19 protein-coding genes are annotated in these 19,600 nt (G+C 42.8%); 12 read left to right on the top strand and 7 right to left on the bottom strand.

What is annotated here, in order from left to right; genetic code table 11:
• Window positions 1-110 precede the first annotated feature (110 nt).
• Window positions 111-1,637 carry a DUF3413 domain-containing protein gene (locus KUL49_RS04215; RefSeq protein WP_131136401.1) on the bottom strand — a complete coding sequence of 509 codons (1,527 nt, stop codon included), beginning with the start codon at window positions 1,635-1,637 and terminating at the stop codon, window positions 111-113.
• Between the two features lie 8 nt (window positions 1,638-1,645).
• Window positions 1,646-1,864: a DUF1414 domain-containing protein gene (locus KUL49_RS04210; RefSeq protein WP_014949499.1), complete on the bottom strand. Its 219-nt coding sequence runs from the start codon at window positions 1,862-1,864 to the stop codon at window positions 1,646-1,648.
• 159 nt (window positions 1,865-2,023) lie between these two features.
• Between KUL49_RS04210 and yejK the strand changes: the two genes are divergently transcribed.
• From yejK to KUL49_RS04195, 3 genes are all read left to right on the top strand, one after another.
• Window positions 2,024-3,130: a nucleoid-associated protein YejK gene (gene yejK / locus KUL49_RS04205; protein WP_014979307.1), complete on the top strand. Its 1,107-nt coding sequence runs from the start codon at window positions 2,024-2,026 to the stop codon at window positions 3,128-3,130.
• Window positions 3,131-3,196: 66 nt separating this feature from the next.
• Complete coding sequence (locus KUL49_RS04200) at window positions 3,197-4,072, top strand: 6-carboxytetrahydropterin synthase (RefSeq protein WP_131136400.1); 876 nt, start codon at window positions 3,197-3,199, stop codon at window positions 4,070-4,072.
• A gap of 38 nt (window positions 4,073-4,110) precedes the next feature.
• Window positions 4,111-5,019, top strand: a complete 909-nt coding sequence (locus tag KUL49_RS04195) for a M23 family metallopeptidase (RefSeq protein WP_131136399.1) — start codon at window positions 4,111-4,113, stop codon at window positions 5,017-5,019.
• A 96-nt stretch (window positions 5,020-5,115) separates the two neighbouring features.
• On the opposite strand, the gene KUL49_RS04190 is transcribed toward KUL49_RS04195, so the two are convergent.
• Complete coding sequence (locus KUL49_RS04190; protein ID WP_131136398.1) at window positions 5,116-6,942, bottom strand: M61 family metallopeptidase; 1,827 nt, start codon at window positions 6,940-6,942, stop codon at window positions 5,116-5,118.
• A 192-nt stretch (window positions 6,943-7,134) separates the two neighbouring features.
• Between KUL49_RS04190 and KUL49_RS04185 the strand changes: the two genes are divergently transcribed.
• The 4 genes from KUL49_RS04185 (at window position 7,135) to KUL49_RS04170 (ending at window position 10,390) form a co-directional block, all read left to right on the top strand.
• Window positions 7,135-7,818: a PilZ domain-containing protein gene (locus tag KUL49_RS04185; RefSeq protein WP_101564611.1), complete on the top strand. Its 684-nt coding sequence runs from the start codon at window positions 7,135-7,137 to the stop codon at window positions 7,816-7,818.
• Window positions 7,819-7,878: 60 nt separating this feature from the next.
• The gene (locus tag KUL49_RS04180) at window positions 7,879-8,340 is read left to right on the top strand and encodes a DUF962 domain-containing protein (RefSeq protein WP_039232973.1); all 462 of its coding nucleotides are present in this window, start codon (window positions 7,879-7,881) and stop codon (window positions 8,338-8,340) included.
• Window positions 8,341-8,487: 147 nt separating this feature from the next.
• Window positions 8,488-9,561, top strand: coding sequence for a sensor histidine kinase (locus KUL49_RS04175; protein WP_131136397.1), 1,074 nt, complete (start codon window positions 8,488-8,490; stop codon window positions 9,559-9,561).
• Between the two features lies 1 nt (window position 9,562).
• Window positions 9,563-10,390: a LytTR family DNA-binding domain-containing protein gene (locus tag KUL49_RS04170; protein ID WP_014949507.1), complete on the top strand. Its 828-nt coding sequence runs from the start codon at window positions 9,563-9,565 to the stop codon at window positions 10,388-10,390.
• A gap of 111 nt (window positions 10,391-10,501) precedes the next feature.
• Here the strand turns inward: KUL49_RS04170 and KUL49_RS04165 are convergent, their stop codons facing one another.
• Window positions 10,502-11,506, bottom strand: a complete 1,005-nt coding sequence (locus KUL49_RS04165; RefSeq protein WP_131136396.1) for an ATP-dependent 6-phosphofructokinase — start codon at window positions 11,504-11,506, stop codon at window positions 10,502-10,504.
• 176 nt (window positions 11,507-11,682) lie between these two features.
• Here KUL49_RS04165 and KUL49_RS04160 point away from each other — a divergent pair, with 176 nt between their 5' ends.
• On the top strand, window positions 11,683-12,525 hold the full coding sequence (locus KUL49_RS04160; protein ID WP_131136395.1) for a DUF6279 family lipoprotein: 843 nt from the start codon (window positions 11,683-11,685) through the stop codon (window positions 12,523-12,525).
• Between the two features lie 86 nt (window positions 12,526-12,611).
• On the opposite strand, the gene KUL49_RS04155 is transcribed toward KUL49_RS04160, so the two are convergent.
• Complete coding sequence (locus KUL49_RS04155; protein WP_131136394.1) at window positions 12,612-14,252, bottom strand: response regulator; 1,641 nt, start codon at window positions 14,250-14,252, stop codon at window positions 12,612-12,614.
• A 121-nt stretch (window positions 14,253-14,373) separates the two neighbouring features.
• Between KUL49_RS04155 and KUL49_RS04150 the strand changes: the two genes are divergently transcribed.
• From KUL49_RS04150 to KUL49_RS04140, 3 genes are all read left to right on the top strand, one after another.
• Entirely contained in the window at window positions 14,374-14,928 is a 555-nt protein-coding gene (locus tag KUL49_RS04150; RefSeq protein WP_131136393.1) for a VC2046/SO_2500 family protein, read from the top strand.
• 149 nt (window positions 14,929-15,077) lie between these two features.
• Entirely contained in the window at window positions 15,078-16,073 is a 996-nt protein-coding gene (locus KUL49_RS04145; protein WP_131136392.1) for a rhodanese-related sulfurtransferase, read from the top strand.
• Between the two features lie 58 nt (window positions 16,074-16,131).
• Window positions 16,132-16,374, top strand: coding sequence for an EF-hand domain-containing protein (locus KUL49_RS04140; RefSeq protein WP_012518428.1), 243 nt, complete (start codon window positions 16,132-16,134; stop codon window positions 16,372-16,374).
• 402 nt (window positions 16,375-16,776) lie between these two features.
• On the opposite strand, the gene KUL49_RS04135 is transcribed toward KUL49_RS04140, so the two are convergent.
• Window positions 16,777-17,664, bottom strand: a complete 888-nt coding sequence (locus KUL49_RS04135; RefSeq protein ID WP_131136391.1) for a hypothetical protein — start codon at window positions 17,662-17,664, stop codon at window positions 16,777-16,779.
• 811 nt (window positions 17,665-18,475) lie between these two features.
• Between KUL49_RS04135 and KUL49_RS21505 the strand changes: the two genes are divergently transcribed.
• The gene (locus KUL49_RS21505) at window positions 18,476-18,760 is read left to right on the top strand and encodes an ankyrin repeat domain-containing protein (protein WP_373995653.1); all 285 of its coding nucleotides are present in this window, start codon (window positions 18,476-18,478) and stop codon (window positions 18,758-18,760) included.
• Window positions 18,761-18,942: 182 nt separating this feature from the next.
• Here the strand turns inward: KUL49_RS21505 and KUL49_RS04130 are convergent, their stop codons facing one another.
• Complete coding sequence (locus tag KUL49_RS04130; RefSeq protein ID WP_131136390.1) at window positions 18,943-19,473, bottom strand: hypothetical protein; 531 nt, start codon at window positions 19,471-19,473, stop codon at window positions 18,943-18,945.
• Between the last annotated feature and the right edge of the window lie 127 nt (window positions 19,474-19,600).

Below are 19,600 nucleotides of genomic sequence, written 5' to 3'. Positions count from 1 at the left end.
TTATTTATGCAAAACAATTAGATGGGTGGTTATGCGTAACTCATATTGGGTGGTTGTACATAACACCGAAGCGCTTAACGGCAGACTTTCCTTAGTCTGCCGCCAGAATTTTAATTCTGTGTTGAGAATCGTGATAGGTGTTTAATAGCCTGACTTAATAAATCGACATTTAGCGCTTCTTTACTGCGCTTGCCGGTCGCCATGTCGCTTATTTCATAGCTGCCGTTACTAAGTACGTCAGTACGCTTATTGTCATGGAACACAACAATGCGTTCACCAGAGGTGCTAACTAGCCATGGTCTTGAAGGAGAAAGTAAGCTTTGGCCAGTAGAATAAAACGTAGCAGGGGCGTTACATCCCAATGCTCCTAAAATGGTAGGCGCTAAATCTTCCGTGCTGGCTATGCTAGCATTCAGTTTAAGGGTACTGTACAGCGTGCCTTTGCCACTTTCGCTACCAAAGCCAGTTGCAACAATCACATCGTGTTTACGCGCTAACGTGTTTTTCACATAGCTTTCGATATCAGCACTCTTCAAAAACGCAATATGCAAACCATCATGATTGTTGCTCAGTGGTTGCAAATATCCCGCTAATTGAGGCAACGGCAACGCTTCATCGCTGTGAATAGAGACCGGCATGCCAGACCCCAATGGAAGTGCTAATAACACCGGACGCTTTTGAGATAAAGCGTCTTGGTATATTTCGGGAACACCAAATAGCGTAGTAGTCATTAAGCCTTCTATGCTGCTGGCCGTCGAATAGTAATTGGCTACTTTGTTTAAGGTGTTGCGCTTAATGTTACTTAAGTCCACCGCCTGTTCGTTATCAGTCTGGACAACCACGGTTAAGTTTCTATTTGTTTCAATAGAACAATAAACCGGCTCGGCTGGGTAAATGATATTGTGAATATCAGGGTTGAACTGAAGTTGTTTTCGTTCTTCATAAGCGGCTAAGTCAAGCAAGCCATAACGCGACATCGTCGTTTTAGCAGTCGCAGGATAAGAAAGCGGAAACATGTTGTCCTGCTTGATGATAGGTTGATACAACTTGGCATCAGCCCACACGTGTATAGCGTGACTGGTAACAAAACAGCTGACAAAAAATGTAGTAACAGGGATGCCCACTTTATGGCGAGTGAAGCGTTCAACACGCTTCCAGATTGCATTGGCTAAGACCAGCTGGAAGCCAAGCCAAACGATAAATAGAAGAAATAAAAATGCCCACTGTTGCCAGCTTTCTATCGCCATTGTTGACTGAGCTTCACTGCGCAGTAAGTCAGCTGCGTGAAAGCTAATATGGAAGCCTGTGCGATTAAATAGCAACGCATCGAAAGCCAAGAGCGCTAGCCCCACAGCTGCAATAATAGACGCGCTGACCTTTATGACTCTGGGGTTGTTAACCAAATAGCAAAGAGGGAGGATAAAAATAACAAAGCCAAAAAAGGTCATAAAACCAATATGACCGAACCAGTTGGCTAGAAGATACAAGGTGCCGACACCTGTGCCAGGCATAGGTGATGAGAAAACAAAAATCGAGGCAATAACTATGGCGATGATAATGTTCGCCAAGGCAAACCAATGCCCCCAATTTACCAGTTTAGTAACACGCTGGCGACGAGGTGATTCGGCAAGTATCATGCAATCCCTTAGCTATTTTTAACGCTTTTCTTGAGTACGTCGGCAAACTGCGTTGCCATGGCTTCGCGATTTTCAGGGGCTACCTGAGTATTTAAAATGTGCGTAATGACATTTCCTAACACCATAAGTGAAAGATCGCGGTTTGCACCGCCTTCTTCAAGGGTTAGAATAACGTTATTCATTAGCGTTTCGAATTCGTCGTTGCTATAGCGGCTCTGTTGGGGCATTGCTACGCCTCTTTTTTATGATTTCTTTGATAAAAAGAATGGTTTTACACGTAAAATGATTATAATCGTTGTTTGAGTGAGTACAATCATTCATTCTAAAATCCCGCAATTCTTTGGATATTTCTGACACTTTTTAAGCAACAGGACACCCGATACTCTATGAGTGCACTGATTCATCACTTTGTTGTACATCGTTTGATTGTAAACAAAGAAGAGAAAATTGAAGCAATTCCACGTGACAACTGCTTAGCTGTTACTCCGGAAATCGAGCTTCTTGCCCATCAAATAAACCACAGTTTCAATGCTAAACCTGGGAAAGGGGTTGGCCACTTCGTGACGGAAGTTACCCGTGAAGCAAAAGTGGAAAACGAAGAAGGCGAAGCGACTACGCAAAAAAGCACCGAGAACGTAGCAGAGTTCGCGGAAGGCCTTAAGCAATACATGGATATTCAAAAAGCGGCGGGTGATAACGTTGAAGATGCATTCCATGCTTTTTCGGTATCAGCGACCAATCGCTTAGTTCGCACTTTGGCAGAAACGGGTACGGTTGAGACCGGTTTTCTTATTTTCTGCCAGTATGAGTATTTAGCCACACAGTATTTGATGATTGCATTGTTAAATACCCGCTCGCACGTTGAAGTGACAAACTCTTTAGACCTTTCCGCGCGTGAACACTTGGATTTAGCAAAAATGCAGCTCGCTGTGCGGTTCGATTTAACTCAGTGGGATATTCAGCCAGAACAGCAGCGTTACGTTAGTTTTATTAAAGGTAGAATGGGACGTAAGGTATCAGACTTCTTTATGCAGTTTGTAGGCTGCGAAGAGCTGGTTGATGTTAAACAGCAAAATAAACAACTGATTTCTACGGTGGATGCCTACCTTGCCAGTGAGTCACTAGACCCGCAAGAGCAGCACCAGCATAGAGAAGAAGTTAAATCGTACTTTAAAGAAAAGATTGATGCGGGCGAGAGTTTATCGGTAGATGAACTGGCTAACCGACTTCCACAAAATGAAGAAACTAGCAGTAACTTTTCTGCGTTTACACAGTCTATGGAAGTACCGCTTGAAAAAGAAATTCAGCCAGACCCTGCAGCGCTGAAACAACTTGCTAAATTTACCGGTCAGGGCGGTGGTATATCGCTTAGCTTCGAACGCAAATTAATGGGCGATCGGGTATTTTACGACCCAGCTACGGATACGCTAACAATCCGTGGAATTCCACCTAATTTAAAAGATCAGCTTAATCGCCAATCTTCAATGGACTAGTCGCTGCGAAGCAAAGATAAAAAACGTATACTAGTTAGTAGAATATAAACTCGATTCAAGGGTGTTATGCAATTATTTGTAAATGATTTGACAGTGATGGACTTCTCTTACCTTTGCCCAAAACGCGGCATGGTAGGGGAAAGCTGGATTGTCGATGTGATTTTGGACGGTGAACTCAACGAAGAGAGCATGGTTCAAGACTTTGGTCACGTGAAAAAGAACTTAAAGCGACTAATCGACGAATATGTTGATCACAAGTTGCTTGTACCTGCTGAATACAGCGGTTCAGAGGTTATTCACGACGACGATTCTGAACAGGTAGAAGCGCGCTTTACCTGCATTGATGGGCGTAGCATCATGCTACATTGCCCCGCTGAAGCTTATGCATTTGTTTATTCTGATGAGATAAACATGGAATCTGTTGGCGTTTACTTAAAAGAAGTATTGGCGACTCATCTTCCAGAAAACGTTGAAAACATTACGCTGCATTTACGTGAGGAAGTCATTAATTCTCCGTATTATCACTATACCCACGGGCTTAAAAAGCACGACGGTAATTGTCAGCGCATAGCGCACGGTCACCGTTCGCGTATTGATATTATCCTTGACGGCAAAGTGTGTGTTGAAAGTCAGCAGTATTGGGCTGACCGTTGGGCCGACATCTATATAGCCACCCGTGAAGACGAAATAGCGTACAGCGACAGAAAGCTTAAAGGTCAAGTTTCAAAAGAAGCGGATTACTACTGTTTTGCTTACGAGTCGTCACAGGGCTATTTTGAACTATTAATTCCTAAGTCAGATTGTGAAGTCATCGAAACCGACTCAACAGTTGAGTGTTTGGCGCAGTATCTGCTTGAAGAGCAGAAGAAACGCACGCCTGACGGGGTTTGCCAAGTTATCGCTTATGAGGGCGTAGGTAAAGGCGCCACAGTAAAGGGTTAACATTTGACCACAGCTCGTTATAGGGAAAGGAAACAACTATGGCATTCACGCTTTCAAAAAACGCATTGCATAGCGCACTATCTCGTGTAATGAGTTGTGTAGTGGCAATTAGCACAGTTGCCTCTATGCCATTTGCTTATGCAGATGTAGAGTTAAACGGCCAAAAAGAAGCGTTATCTAGTCAAGAGCAAGTAAACGTAGTGTTGAACGGTAAGTTTACGCAAGGTGCCTTACTGCGCGGGCAAGCTCCCGCTGGGGCCAAAGTAACGCTTAATGGCGAAACTGTTCAAACCAACAAAGACGGAAAATTTGTTGTTGGCTTTGAACGGGAAGCGCCACTGCAGCAAACGTTGGTTGTAAAATTAGACAACGGCCAAAAGTGGCAGCGAGACATTACCCTTGAAAAACGCGAATACAACATTCAGCGAATTGACGGGCTAGAGCAAAAAATGGTTTCTCCGCCAGCAGAAGTGACGGCGCGTATTAAGCAAGACAATATCAACGTAGCTAACGCGCGAAGCGGTAATACTGATTTAGATGCATTATTCACCCGGTTTGAGTGGCCTGCGAAAGGCGTTATTTCCGGTGTTTACGGTAGTCAGCGTATTCTAAATGGCGTGCCGAAATGGCCGCATTATGGTTTGGACATCGCCAATGAAACGGGCACGCCTGTGTATGCACCTGTTGATGGTGTGGTAACAATGGCTGATGATCTCTATTATTCGGGTAACACCTTGATTCTCGACCACGGCATGCGCGTGTTTTCAACGTTTCTTCATATGGACACTATAACGGTAGAAGTGGGTGAAACCGTCAAGCAAGGCGAGCAGATTGGAACGATAGGTTCAACAGGGCGCTCTACAGGCCCGCATCTGGATTGGCGTATTAATTTGGGCAACACTCGTTTAGACCCACAGACTATTATTTCGGGGTCGCCTGAACAGTAACCATTAATTTGATTTAGCTTTAACAGTCATAAAGAAAAAGGCGCTTTCAGGTAAACTCTCAAAGCGCCTTTTTAGTTTTTACGCTACTGGGCGTTGTTATTTCCCCAGCCACTGATTGAGCTTTTCTTCATCAGTGATTTCAAAGTAAGCCATTTCTTTTCTTGCTTGAGTTACCTCAAGAGGCCGAGTTAGAAGCCGCCCGTCTCGAATAAGCGTTAACTCTACCTGCGACGTTTGGGCATTATCTAATAGGCGCTGAAGCTTCTGGGCATTGACGATATGACCGTCTAACCCAATAATGACATCGTTTAAAAGAATACCTGCCTTCATAGCGGCAAGGCCTTCAAATACCTGCATTACCGTAAGTCCGAAGGTAGCTGGCTTTAACGTGGCGCCAAGCTGATTTTTAATAGCAGGCAGCGAGGAGGCACCGCCTTTATCTTCACCTGACACGCGAGCACGAACCGCATAGTTAACGCCCATTTCAGATACTAACGAAGCCAATTCTACATCGTCTGTGCCATACACCACGCGATTTAAGTATTCTGAAACATCAATGCCAAAATGCGTTGTACATAGATTTTGGATCACGTCATCAGGCGTACCTTTTTCATCCACGCCATAGTGTTTCCACAATAACTGCATCAAGGTATCTAAATTCACTTGTTCGTTTGACTGCTTACGAAGGAGTAAATCTAACCCAAGGGCGATAATGCCTCCCTTGGTGTAGTAACTTACGATATTGTTAGTAGCGCTCGCATCTTGCTTATAGAACTTTGTCCATGCGTCGAAACTACTTTCAGCTGCACTTTGTTTAAAGCGCCCAGCGTTTTGTAAAAGTCGACTGATATTTTGTGCAACAATATCAAGGTATTTCTGTGGTTCAATAACGCCGGCTCTAGCAAGGGTGACGTCATCATAGAAACTGGTAAAGCCTTCATATATCCATAGCTGATTTGTATATGTTTCCTGAGATAAGTCTGGTTTCACCATTACGCTAGGTTTAATGCGCTTAACATGCCATGTGTGGAAAAACTCATGGCTGCACAGACTTAAGAATGTGATGTAGCTGTCGGTTTTTTTCACACTTTCACCAACTTGAGGAAGGTCGAAGCGAGGGTAAAGAAGGGCAGTAGAATACTTATGCTCTAAACCGCCGAACCCATTGTCGGCAAGCAGCGTCATAAACAGGTAGTTATTAATAGGTTGTGGAGCACCAAACAAATCTAGGTGGTGCTTGCAAATTGGCGTTAAGTCATTTGCTATGCGCTCATAATCAATATTGTTGTTACCTGAGAAAAGTAACGTAAACGTAATGCCGTCAACCTCAAAGCTGTGAGTGTCTGCAATGCCCACATAAATGGGATGATCAATGAGCTCATCGTAATTTTTTTCAACGAAGTGCCACCGAGACGGGCTTGTGCGTTTACAACGAGAAGGCATTGACGTATAAGCCTTCCAATTCGAGGTTGCAAAATCGCTGTCGTTCAGCTCAATGTCCACCTCACACGGCACATTCTCGAAGCCGGAAACGTTTAGAAACGCACTGGTTCCATTTATAAACGCATATTGGTCGTTCATAAAAGCAGAGCGAATAGATAAGTCGTTGGCATAAACCGAGTAAACGACCGTACATGGTTTTCCATCTGTGTCTACACGCCAAGTTTGTTTATCGAGCTTAGTTACCGAAAGGCTATAAACGCTTCTATCGCCAACATTTTCAGTACTATGACCTTCAGAAGTGTTTGCAGTTAGCTCGATAATGCTTTTGGCAAAATCGCGCACCATGTAGCTTCCCGGGATCCAGCTTGGAAGGCTAAGCTCAATTGATGAGCCAGAATGCTCAGGTATTTGCAGCGCGACAGTAAATTGATGGGCACGCCAATTGGAAATAGTTAACGTATAGCGAAGAGCAGAGGTCATAAGCGTCCGAAAAGATAAGCAAAACTATCCCTCAACTATATCAACCTATTGAGTTAATCCCAATAGATTGCCTGCTACTAAGGGGCAATTTTTACGTTTATTGAACATGGTTTTCAATCGTAGTATTGATAAGTTTTTGTTTGATGCGTACATTGAGTTAAATGAAATTAAATCCAGCAATAACAAATACAAATGGCTGAAAAAATACAAAGCAATTTACTAAGCGAAGATAATTTGGAATCGTTGCGTACGCTGGTACCCGGCGATACAGTAGATTTACAAATTGCTATGCCTGCAGCGCCAAAGCGTGTGAAGACTGACTACATAGGCATGCTTATTGATGAATGTTTGCTTTTTCATATTCCAACATCGGCGAAGTGGATTACCGTTAGGGATGCTCTGACTGTTGGCAACGATATCGTGGTGCGTTCTGTGCTTGAGGGCGATACTGGCCAGGTAATTGCGTTTAAAGTGAAAGTACTCAAATTGCTTTCAAAGCCATCAGGCTTACTTATTACAACCTTTCCAAAACGTATTGAAAGTATAGGGCTTCGCGCTGTAAAGCGTGCTCAACTTGGCGTTTCAGTAACGTTAGAAGCTGACGTTTATCCCAGTGACGAAAACGTAACGGGGATCATCATAGATTTAAGTGAAAAAGGGTGCAAAGTAGCGTTACAGGTCAAGCCAAATTGGCCGGTAATGCTCGATGAAGCTGAGGTTAAGCTAAACTATTCGTTGGACGGTAAAGAAGTAGCGCTTACTGCAAAAGTTAAAAATCATAAGCTTGAGAGTGATGTGGTTTATTATGGGCTCGCCTTTACCTGTGAAGAAAAATTGATAAAAACGCTGTTGTCCCGACACACGTTGTTAACGTAGAAAAACAATAGTTGGGTGCTCTTTAGATAATAATCAAAATAACAGGCCAAGGGGATCTACATGAGAAGTATTGAGCGACTTTTAATGCAGTACGGTGAAAGCCACCAAAACAAGACCAACGTTATCATCCATGCTATTGCCGTACCCAGCATCTATTTCGTAACGATAGGTTTGCTGTGGAGTTTGCCGGTACCTGAAATCATAGCGCAATTCGATATAACGTGGGCGCATATCATAGCGGTTCCCGTATTGTATTATTATTTTATGTTGTCTGGTCCGATTGGGGCTGCAATGACCCTCTTAACTATACTGTGTTTCGGTGCAGTTAATACCCTAGACCACTTCAGTATCTCAGTATGGTTATTTTCTCTTGTACTGTTTGTCGTTATGTGGATTTTGCAGTTTATTGGCCATCATATCGAGGGCAAAAAGCCTTCGTTTTTTGACGATTTGCGCTTCTTGCTGGTTGGCCCAGCCTGGTGGTGGGTGCACTGGCTGAAAAGAATGAATATCAGTTACTGAGCTTAATCAGCGAATTGATATAGCCAAAACATGTCTAATTTCAAGATTTTGCCCTGCGACAAGAAGCATAAGGGGCACGACCAAGGCGCTTGGGTCGTGGCAAGGCTTGCGTATAATCTTCTTATAAGTTTTTAAATTGGTAATATTGTGAGTCGCTTTCAGCGTGTAATAGAAAGTAATGAACGTTTATTTTGGACATTGCACAGTGCAGGCTGGGCAGGGTTCGCAATAATTTATTACATCGGATCTTTTCTCCATGATGTTCGACCCATTTGGGTTTTCATCATCATGCTTAATGCCTATGCAGGATGGTTGCTAACCATTCCGCTTCGCTACCTCTATCGATGGGCAAGAAAGCAATCACCGCTCAACATGATCATCATAGTGATTGTGTCGTGCTACTTAATAGCTTTGCTATGGGCCGTGGTGAAAAACATTAACTACTGGGAAATCTACAAGCACGGATATCGCCCAGACGAATGGTATATGTATTTTACCAACACTATTAACTCGCTAATAATGGTGGGGTGTTGGAGTGGTGTGTACTTTGGCATCAAGAACTTCCAGATGCTTCAAAAAGAGAAGCAGAACGCGCTAAAGGCGAGTACCATGGCGCACCAAGCTCACATAAAGATGTTGCGCTATCAACTCAACCCGCATTTTCTCTTCAATACGCTTAACGCTATCTCAACCCTTATTCTTTTAAAAGAGAACGACACAGCAGAAGCGATGGTGTCGCGTTTGAGTGACTTTCTACGTTATTCATTAGACAACGACCCGATAAAGCGAGTACCGCTAGGTCAGGAAATAAAGGCATTACGACTCTATCTAGAGATAGAGAAGGTACGTTTTGACGATCGTCTAGAAGTGCTATGGGACATCGATGAAGGGTGTGAAAGTGCACTTGTGCCGAGCATGATCTTGCAGCCCATTATTGAAAACTCAATAAAGCACGCCATATCTAAGATGGAAAATGGTGGACGTATAGCGATTACGGCACGTACATTTGGCAATGATTTGTTAATGGATGTTGCCGATAACGGCCCTGGTGCAGATATCAAAGACGGAACACTTAGTCGAGAAAACGGCGTAGGCCTAGCCAATATAAAAGAGCGTTTGCAATCCCTCTATCATCGTAATTTTGCATTCTCTATAGAACACAATCAGCCTTCAGGCGTGCGAGTTAGAATACGCATTCCCTATGAAGTTAAGGACGTATAACATGACAAAGCAAGTGATTAAAACCATTGTAGTGGACGACGAACCTTTAGCACGCAAGGGCCTTCGTGCCAGGTTAGAGCGTCATGATGATGTGCAGGTGCTTGCAGAGTGTCAGAACGGCCTAGAGGCTGTAAGTAGCATTTCTCAACATCGTCCAGATTTGGTGTTCTTAGATATTCAAATGCCTGGCTTAAACGGCTTTCAGGTTATTCACAAGTTGCGCGAACTGAAACAGCCCATTCCCATGATCGTTTTCGTAACTGCTTATGACAGCTACGCAATAAAAGCGTTTGACGTGCATGCTTTAGATTATCTGTTAAAACCAGCAGACGACGAGCGCTTAGGTGCGGCGTTAAACAAAGTACGTGAATATTACTCAACTCAGCATCAAGATGAGCAGTCACAAAAATTGGTAAGCCTTGTTGCTGAACTTACTGGCGATGATTGCGAAGAGATTTTACGCAAGTTAGCTAATGGTGAGCCGGTTGAAACCAATCCATACCCAGATGTATTGGCTATTAAAGATGGCTCAGAAGTAACGCGCGTAAACGTTCAAGACATTCAATGGATTGATGCTGCAGGTGATTATATGTGCGTTCACGCACTGGATGGCATGCATATAATGCGCAAAACCATGAAAGAACTTGAGCAGGAACTAAACCCACAGTTCTTTGTTCGAGTGCACCGTTCAGCTATTGCTAATATCCGTTTTGTTAAAAAGTTAGTGAGCCATATTAGTGGCGAATATCATTTAATACTTCAAAATGATACAGAACTTAAAGTGAGTCGCAGTCATCGTGATAAAGTGAAAGCGGCAATGAAGATGTAAAGAAGCTTGAGCATGAAGTACTAAAAGGCGGTGTTTTATTATAAAGCACCGCCTTTTTTGTTTTTACAATCTATAAATGTTTCAAGTTAAACAGCGTCTGAACCATCTTACTTAGTCGTAGCTGTATCTTTCGTTCATTAGGGTACGCATAGCGTCAACCCGGGCTTGATTGAGGGGCTTTGTTTCTTCCCAAGTTTTGGGTAGGGGGACGGTAATAGGGCGCTGATTAACTTCACCAACCATTATGTTGGTGACGTCGCTTCCTACTAAGCTTATGGCGAATTCGCCAAGAGTAGTGGCGAGTAGTCGGTCCTGTGCTACCGGCGAGCCGCCACGTTGGACATGTCCCAAGGTTACTGGCCTAACGTCGTTGATATTGTGATACTGCAAAGCTTCGGTTAATCCTGTTAAGCCATTAGGCCAAACGTTTTCAGCTACTACAACAATAAAACTGACGGGCCCTTTCAAAGCACGCTGCGCTTTTATTTGGTTTACGATCTTTTTGATTTCAGTCTCAGCGGATTCAAAAAACTCAGGAACAACCACATAGTCAGCAGCCGCGGAAAGGGCACCATTTAATGCTAAAAAGCCAGCATTGCGACCCATTACTTCTACAAGGAAAATACGTTCGAACGCATCAGCTGTATCACGAACTTTATCGATAGAACTCATGGCGGTATCTATTGCGGTAAAGTAGCCTATAGTCGCATCAGTACCCGCTATATCGTTATCAATGGTTCCCGGAATACCAAGAATCTGGCCATCCCATAGTTCGCTCAACTTTGCTGCGCCGCGAAAAGATCCGTCACCACCGATTACAATAAGTGTGTCGATCTCGGCCTGTCTCAAGTTATCAGCCGCTTTGATAAGCCCTTCACGATTTTTAAATTCTTTACACCTTGCGCTGTGTAGTATGGTGCCGCCTTGCTGGATAAGATTGTGCGTTGAATCAAGAGATAGAGGAATAAACTCTTGCTGTAGTAATCCGTTGTAGCCGTGCTTGTAGCCAAGCAAGGTAAAATTAGCTTTCTGACACGCAATAATTGCGGCACGTATACATGCATTCATACCTGGGGCGTCGCCACCAGAGGTTAAAATTGCGACACGTTTTGACACATTAAAGTCCTTCTTTTTACAGGCAATGCCATTAAAGTAGAGTAAAGGCTGTGCAACGTAAAGTTCTCTATTGCGGATATTTATTGCGTATTATCAAAGTAAAATTCAATTTTTCAGTACACAGCAATAAGCGTTTTTACTTGTCACGACGTAACTAACGTAAAAAAGGAAATACTATGCGTTCATTGTTGGTTGTTGTCTTTATTATTTTTCTTACTTCATGCAGTTCTAAGCTGGCTTATAACAACCTGGATTGGTGGGTGTATTGGTACATGGACGATTACATCGAGCTTAAAGATGAGCAAGAGGAGAAGTTTGATGCGCACTTACAAAATTGGTTGAGCTGGCACAAGAAGAGTGAACTTACTCGTTATAAAGCGCAATTAGAGGATATAAAAAAGCAGATTCAGAATGACACCCTTAATTCGAGTATTGTTTATAACAACCTTGAGTTAGCTAGATCGCATTGGGAGCGCGTACGAGACGAGGTCAGTCCTGAATTAGCGGCTATTGCTAAAACACTCGATGATGAACAAGTTGTCACCCTGTTTGCGGCATTAGAAAAAGACAATAAAGAAGAAGAGGAAGAGCGACAAGAGGCGCTGGAAAAGTCTGAAGCAGAGAGACTTAAAGATAGAATTGAGCGAATACAAGAAACAATAAGTGAGCGTATTGGAGATCTAAGTAAAGAGCAAAAACAAATTGTTAGCACCTACGCACAACAATTTATTTCTACAGGTGACGCTTGGATAACGTATCGCAGAAACATTCAAAATGCGGCAAGAAAGCTATTCGTTTCGCGCAAGCAAAACGAAAGGTTTGAGCAAGAATTGGTGTCGCTAATGCAAAATCCGGATAATTATAAAAGCGATGTGTACAAGCAAAGTAGTGCTCATAATATGACTGTGACAGCAACGCTACTGGCGGAGATATTTTCAACTCTTTCAGAGAAACAGCGTCAAACACTGATTGAAAACGTGGATGAGCTAATCGAAACGGTTGATAATTTTATGGATTAGTTAGTAATACTTTGGCCTCGCTGGTTAAAATTTCGAACAGTAAAAAAACTAACAATCTCAATCTCATAGCTCACCAGTTTTCTAATTCAAAAGCCAATATATTTAGAGAGTTCATCTCTAAGGTTGGTGTATTTTTCTTTGTAAGGCGCCTTAAGTGACATATCGTCAATCAATTTAAACAGCCGCTTACACTCATTAATGAGTTTCATTTCGGCTTTATCTTCTTTGATTGCAATTTGTAGAAGACATTGCAATAGATTAAGCGCAACCCCTGTATTTACAGGAGCAAAGCCTTGAGCAAGGGCAAACGAAGCTTTAGCACGTTCGTAATCTTGCTGCTGATAGTGTTGAATGCCTTCGCGGTTGAACTGTTGATAACTGGCTAAGTTTTTCTGAGCATTGAGGGCTTGCGCATCAAGCATGTTTAGACTGTTTTGGTCGAGCTCATCCTGTCTTGAAGTCAAAAGTGCATTCAACTGTAGCGCATCATCAAACTCACCCAGTTTATACATAACGTTAATACTGTCAGGGATAAACGCGGTAGGGACTTCCGTGTACTTATCGTCAAGAAGTGTTTGTGACGTTGTTAAGTGGCGTTTGGCATCAATCAGTTTGCCGTCTATAGCGCTAATTCTAGCGTTTACGATTGTACCAAATATATCTACGTCAAAATCTCTGTCCATTTTTTGAAGATGTTCATCAAACTTTCCTCGTTGCAGGGTAAGTAATGCTTCTTGCTGATACTTATTGCGCTGGCGCTTGTCGTCTGCAAACTCTGCGACATCTAAAAGGCTTCGGATAATACCGCACCAGTGTAAACTTGTTTTGTGAACGGTTCGTTTTGATAAATCCCAGATCGCTTGGCTTGAACTCGCTGCCAGCACTAAATCGTCATTTAACCGACCTATTTCACAGGCTTTGAAATGCCTGGGTAGGGAGTAGGGCGACAGTTTTATTGCTTCTTTTATTGCATCTAGTGCTTTGTCGCCAGCTGTGGTGGCTTGGTGTGCTTGCGCAAGAATATCGTGGGCGTCTGCATTGAACCGGTTACGCTTTAGCGTTCTCTTGGCAATTGAAATCGCTTTCTCATATTCCTTTAAAAGCAAGTAAGTTTTTCCAATAGCTATTTGCGCCCACAGCACGGGTTTTCCGTCAATGTAGTCACGTAACACATCTAGCGCTTTATCGGGTTGCTTTATACGCCAGTATAGCTCGACTAATAGCTGTTCACAGTGACCTTTATAGTGGGAAGGGGCGTCAAGTAACGCTTCGATATGGTCGATCGCACTGTTTATTTCACCCTGTTCAACGAGACTAAACGCTTGCTGGAGAAACTGTCTTTTTTGCCACGCACGAACAATACGAGACTTCAGCTGAACTTGAGAAAAGGGCTTAATTAAAAAATCATCGGGTCTACGTTCAATACTGCCCAACACTACCGGTCGAGCGCTATCTGCGCTTATCAGAATGAACACCGATGTGGGACTGATAAGCCTTCGAGTACGCAACTCTTCAATGAGCTCATAGCCATTTTTGTTGTCAGCTCCCAAGTGTAGATCACAAATTACAATATCAAACTTATGCTTTTTACATAGTGATACCGCTTGTTCAGCAGATGACTTCGTAACTACATCAGATGCGCCCATCGAATGCATCAGCCCCTTTAATAAAAGAAGGAAAGGGCGTTGGTCTTCAACAATCAGTACTTGTTTGTTGCTAAATTGCATTTCAAATCCATGAATGAGCGCGCGATTACTTTATAGGAGTATATCTAATTTTAGATAATAAGCTTAAGAAAAACATTATCTTGCCGAAAACATAAGTATACATATGAAGTTGTAAATAAGAATGTCGCAAGAAACTGTCGAAGCTCGTGAGCAAATACCTATTGACCCCAGTATATACTGGGAGCGCAGTGGTGTGCTTGCTAAAGCATCTGCGCAGGGAGCGTTGTTCTCTTTATATCTTGCTATGCAGCAACATAGTGTTGCCGAGCCATTTGAAATTGAAGCGGTAGCGTCAGAATCTGACGATAAAAGCAGCATCGAATCCAAGCTTGCATCGTTAAATTATTATAGAAGGCCATCGCTAGCCGCTAATGAAAGCGAATGGGGCAGAATGCGCGTTTTGTCTGAGTTAGTATCTCAAGACTATGCGGCAGCAAGGTTATATTTAAGTATGAATCCCTCTCCACTTTCACAAACTGATGATGCTAAACGTCTACCCGACGATGTAGTAGATAATTGTAGTTTGGCAACACAAAAGCGGTTGAAAAAGGAATACGCTAACACCGTGAAGGAAGATAATACGATGCTATACGATATCCTCTCATCACAAGATAAAGAACACCATTCACAACAAGAAAATTCGTCACACTTCACATCTTTTGAGAAAATTGCATAGCAGTTATTTCAATTCGTTGTTGCGTGCCAAGTTTGGGTTGACGTAGGAGCGCTAATTCGTATCCGCCCTAGTTTTTATCATTCCTTTTTGTTATATTGCGCGCCGCATTTTTGCACTGGTCTTACGCTCCAATCAGCAAAGGTTAAAATATGTCTAAATATATTGTATGCGCAATGTATAAATTTGTTGCGCTTGAAAACTTCAAAGAAATCCGCCAACCGCTTCTAGAAACAATGGAAACTAATGGCATCAAAGGTACACTTCTTCTTGCCCACGAAGGGATAAACGGTACGGTTTCTGGTACCCGCGAAGGTATCGACGCATTACTTGCTTATTTAAACAGCGACGAGCGTATTAATCCTATTTCTTGCAAAGAATCTCTTCACGATGAACAGCCGTTCTATCGCACCAAGGTAAAACTGAAAAAAGAAATTGTGACCATGGGCGTTGAGGGTATTGACCCTCGCAAAACCGTTGGTACTTACGTAAAACCTAAAGACTGGAACGCACTTATTAGCGACCCAGATGTTACGGTTATTGACACGCGAAACGGTTATGAAATTGAAATTGGTACGTTCAAACACGCTATCGACCCTAAAACCGAAACGTTTCGTGAGTTTCCTGAATACGTAGCGAAAGAGCTCGACCCGTCAAAAAATAAAAAAGTGGCTATGTTCTGCACCGGTGGTATTCGCTGTGAAAAATCGACGGCTTACTTGAAAGAGCAGGGGTTTGACGAGGTTTATCACTTAGAAGGCGGTATTCTACAGTACCTTGAAGATGTACCGAAAGAAGAGTCATTGTGGGAAGGCGATTGCTTTGTATTTGATAATCGCGTTGCAGTTAACCATGACTTAGAGAAAAGCCATTATGAGCAGTGCTACGCGTGCAGACTTCCAATTACTGAAGAAGACAAGCAGAGTGATAAGTATGAGCCGGGTGTAAGCTGCCCACACTGCTTTGGTACCCATACCGACGATCAAATTGCTCGCTTTAGAGAACGTGAAAAACAGGTTCAACTGGCAAAAGAGCGTCAACAAGAGCACGTAGGAACGGAAGCGCGTTTGACCATGGAACAAAAGCGTCAGGAAAAAGCAGAAGCTCAACGTTTACGCGCGCTTAAAGCAAAAGACAATCAGGCGTAGACAGCTAGAAAGAAGGGCGTTACACTCGTGCTTATTGCAGTTGAAATAAGGAATGCGAGTGAGCACTCAACTTTCAGAATCTAAAATTGAAGAAATTAGAAAGGACTTCAGCTTTTTCGATCGTGATGGCAACGGCCAAATCGATTTGCCGGAGTTCATCGAGCTTCTAACCGTTATTTCACCAAAAACGAAAGCTAGCCACGTACAAGAAGGCTTTAAGCTTATCGATAGTAACGACGATGGTTACATCGACTTTGAAGAGTTTTTGGAGTGGTGGCAAGAAGGATGGTGGGAATACTAAGTTTAAACTTAGTAACACTTATCGTCGACTGAGGCTTTTCTACACGCTAGGCTAAGCGTGAAAACGAGGGCTAGGCCACGTAAAAGAACCAATTGAAAACGAGTGCTTTTAAGCACTCGTTTTTTTATGTGTTGAGTTTGGTGATTCATGTTGGGAGTGAGATATAGCTTTCTTAGAATAACCTTCAGTGTCTGCTTCGAGCGTAAAGCGGACGTCTTACATAACTCAGTCAGATGACCGCGTCAGGGGCATTGGAGTCTGTCGAGATAGCCACAAAAACTCACTTTCACTCGTCCAATAAAACCTCTCCTTTTACGGACTGCCCATATTTTCACTTAATTTGAGTCCAACGTAGCGGTGTAATGAAGTTGGCTGAGTTATGTTCGAAGCATTGTAAGGCGTTTATAGCAAGAGCTTTACCTGAGTTACATCATAATCGCGAGCAAGCCATAAAGTGTCATTAAATTTATCGAAGAGTGTCAACCACTTCTTATCAATGTTTCCCAGAACCCGCTTGGGTGTTAAGTTTAGAACAAATGCTTTATCACCCGATAGAGAATAAAAATGAATGCTATAGGGACTAAAGATTGTTTTAACCATCAGGTGTTGTTTATCTGAAGAAAAACTCCCATGGCCGTGTTCAGTTGGGGTCACGTTAGAAATACCATCATCATTGATCACCGTTAGGTGCGTTGATCGCGAAGGGCTCGGCTCTCTTTTGTGCCATAGTGATGGGCAATTAATGGCGAGCACAAGAGGCCTTTTATCAAAACAGATGTCACTACATTCGTGATACCAAGCTGTGTTGAACGGAAAAGCATACAATGGTGAATAATGAGCAAGGTTGTTATTTAAACTTATTTTTGAAATAAACCGTCCTCGTCTTTTATAAAAGAAATCTTCGAAAATTACGTGGATTGTACCAGTGTGTTCATCCATGTGAGCTTTTACCGGTGACGTTGAACGGTTTGCAGCATCCATTGGAAACGGTTCGGCGAAAGGATATGTTTGAAAGTGACTATCTGAGAGCGTATAGGTAACAACACTATTGGGGAATACACAGCCGAATCCAGATGTAGTTTTAAATAAGGCAGCACATGAGAGTTCTTCTAAGTCATACGATATCGTGTAGGAAAGAGGAACAAAGTTACCTTCTTGCAACGCAATAAATTGATATCCACTATCTTGGCTCCAACTCAGAGCCACGCAGCGCTCTTCAGGCAATGCCACGATGTCTATGACTGTCATTTGTAAATCATATTGATGAGTGATAGTTGATTTGGCTGCCATAGCTATTCCTTTAGATGCTTGTTCGCATAAATTGACGTTATATAAGACAAATTAGCGCTATACATTACCCTATGTTACAGGTGGCTTTCAGAGTGGGCTAGCGTGTTAAAGTTAAACGGAGGAATTATTTTGGTTTTACGTAATATATTAGTCGTCATATTTACCTGTAGATGGGAGATTAGTACAGGAAAACTGTGATTGGTGTGCCAGTACTCTCGACATGAAATAGCTTATTACTCCAGTTCGTTCCACCTCATAATGATATTCAGTATACGATGAGTGAAAATATATAAAACGCATCAATTAGGAGGTTCGCAAGCTCCCTGGGACAATAACACGTGGGCTCAGTCGCTTCGCTCCAATTTTAGCCCACGTGTTATTGCCCCTAAGCGGGGCGTTGGTATGACTCCCTTTGTCAACCCTGAACGAGCGCTTCCCTGACACTCTTTCAGCCCATAATTAGCTTTGTTTTTCGCTCATAATAAATGAACTAACGCACCGGGTGAGGCAGTAATGTCGTCGGTTAGTATGCTGGTATTCGTAGGTTACTCATTCGTTGAATGAGCAGAGCTGACCTTACATGTTCCGCCGTAGCACCTTCTCATCAGTCTAGGCTCGTGGATCAATCATGATTAAGTGATTGCCATCATAACGCCCTCGTAGGTTGTGCCACATTCCGCGGCCTGATCCGAATGCGTTAGCTCAAACTCGTTTATCATGCAGGTACTCAGCTCAGCCTTAGTTTTGGATTAACCGGTGTAAGTACCACTTCTTTTGCAATAGCCCATATGTAAGCAGCCATTTCCCTACTATTTGCTGCGCCGGATGGGGCAATATCAATCACCAAGATCCTAAGCATGGTTCAGCATTAACTGCAGCTATAAACAATGATGATGTAGTTCTAATTCAATACCTTATTGAAAATGGCGTAGACGCTAATGCTGAAAATAAATACGGTGTAGTACCTATCGAAGTCGCGCTTCATCATTCAACAGATGAAGTCGTCAGACTATTGGCTTGGTCTGGGGCAAACTTAAAAAGTAGAGTTAGGCCCCATTGGCAAGAGCGTTTGGAGTCATGTTTACGTGGTAACTAACAAACAACTGTAGCCTTTCGCTGGCGCTCACTGGGACAATAACACCGTCCGCTTCTGGCACAAAGCAGAAGTAGCCAGTCAACAATCTGTTCGTCGGCAACTTGTCTATAGCAGAACTTAAAGACTCGACAGATGAACCTACACGTTGGGCGAAGCTAAAAAAGTATGCTATGTAGTAAAGACTACCAATCAGCGCTGTATACTATATTGGCTGCGGACGCCTCTACTTCTAGTGGGGCTTTATCGTAACCGTATTCAGCCATGTCGAAAAAGTGTTGGGTGACAACTTCATCTAAACTGGCTCGTTCAATCTGTAACACATGCACTAATTCGTGGGCTAACTTGGGCCTATTAAGCTCGAAATCTTTACGAGCATAAATCGAATAGCCGAAAACTTGTGCGTTATTTATTATTCCTTCTCCAGCAAGTCCAACGGCTTCGCCAAACACTTTAAGCGCGAAGTTTTCGTAGGGATATGGCACTTCATCTACATAAACAATTCTTACTTTCTTAGGCTGTTTTATGCCTATCTCCGCTGCTAGCGCCAATTCTTGTTCATTCAACGGTTGACCTATTAAGCCTTTCATATCTGTTTCATGTGCCCACTCTATGTACTGCGGCAACAATACGCGTGCTATTATTTTTTCATAGGAAAGTGCCACAACGACTATTACTTTAAACAAGGCTAACGATACGAACTTTATAAATTTCATGTGGTTAAAATCCATTTTAAAGGGGGAGTTTGTGCCGCTTACACGCTTTGTTACAAACAGTTGAAGCGTGTAGTCAGCACAATCGACTTGTTGCTATATGCATAGTAGAGCATATGATGGCGAAGTG

The organism is Alteromonas sp. KUL17 (assembly GCF_006538305.1).
In the GTDB taxonomy this organism is placed as follows: domain Bacteria; phylum Pseudomonadota; class Gammaproteobacteria; order Enterobacterales; family Alteromonadaceae; genus Alteromonas; species Alteromonas macleodii.
Note: the sequence above shows the minus strand (reverse complement) of the source record. Positions and strands in the feature narration are given on the sequence as shown.

Coding starts and splice junctions, on each gene's coding strand:
- KUL49_RS04200 (WP_131136400.1), top strand. CDS start 3,197: ATGCAATTATTTGTAAATGATTTGACAGTGATGGACTTCTCTTACCTT.
- KUL49_RS04135 (WP_131136391.1), bottom strand. CDS start 17,664: ATGGCAGCCAAATCAACTATCACTCATCAATATGATTTACAAATGACA.
- KUL49_RS04145 (WP_131136392.1), top strand. CDS start 15,078: ATGTCTAAATATATTGTATGCGCAATGTATAAATTTGTTGCGCTTGAA.
- KUL49_RS04130 (WP_131136390.1), bottom strand. CDS start 19,473: ATGAAATTTATAAAGTTCGTATCGTTAGCCTTGTTTAAAGTAATAGTC.
- KUL49_RS04215 (WP_131136401.1), bottom strand. CDS start 1,637: ATGATACTTGCCGAATCACCTCGTCGCCAGCGTGTTACTAAACTGGTA.
- KUL49_RS04150 (WP_131136393.1), top strand. CDS start 14,374: ATGTCGCAAGAAACTGTCGAAGCTCGTGAGCAAATACCTATTGACCCC.
- KUL49_RS04155 (WP_131136394.1), bottom strand. CDS start 14,252: ATGCAATTTAGCAACAAACAAGTACTGATTGTTGAAGACCAACGCCCT.
- KUL49_RS04170 (WP_014949507.1), top strand. CDS start 9,563: ATGACAAAGCAAGTGATTAAAACCATTGTAGTGGACGACGAACCTTTA.
- KUL49_RS04185 (WP_101564611.1), top strand. CDS start 7,135: ATGGCTGAAAAAATACAAAGCAATTTACTAAGCGAAGATAATTTGGAA.
- KUL49_RS04190 (WP_131136398.1), bottom strand. CDS start 6,942: ATGACCTCTGCTCTTCGCTATACGTTAACTATTTCCAATTGGCGTGCC.
- yejK (WP_014979307.1), top strand. CDS start 2,024: ATGAGTGCACTGATTCATCACTTTGTTGTACATCGTTTGATTGTAAAC.
- KUL49_RS04180 (WP_039232973.1), top strand. CDS start 7,879: ATGAGAAGTATTGAGCGACTTTTAATGCAGTACGGTGAAAGCCACCAA.
- KUL49_RS04210 (WP_014949499.1), bottom strand. CDS start 1,864: ATGCCCCAACAGAGCCGCTATAGCAACGACGAATTCGAAACGCTAATG.
- KUL49_RS04160 (WP_131136395.1), top strand. CDS start 11,683: ATGCGTTCATTGTTGGTTGTTGTCTTTATTATTTTTCTTACTTCATGC.
- KUL49_RS04195 (WP_131136399.1), top strand. CDS start 4,111: ATGGCATTCACGCTTTCAAAAAACGCATTGCATAGCGCACTATCTCGT.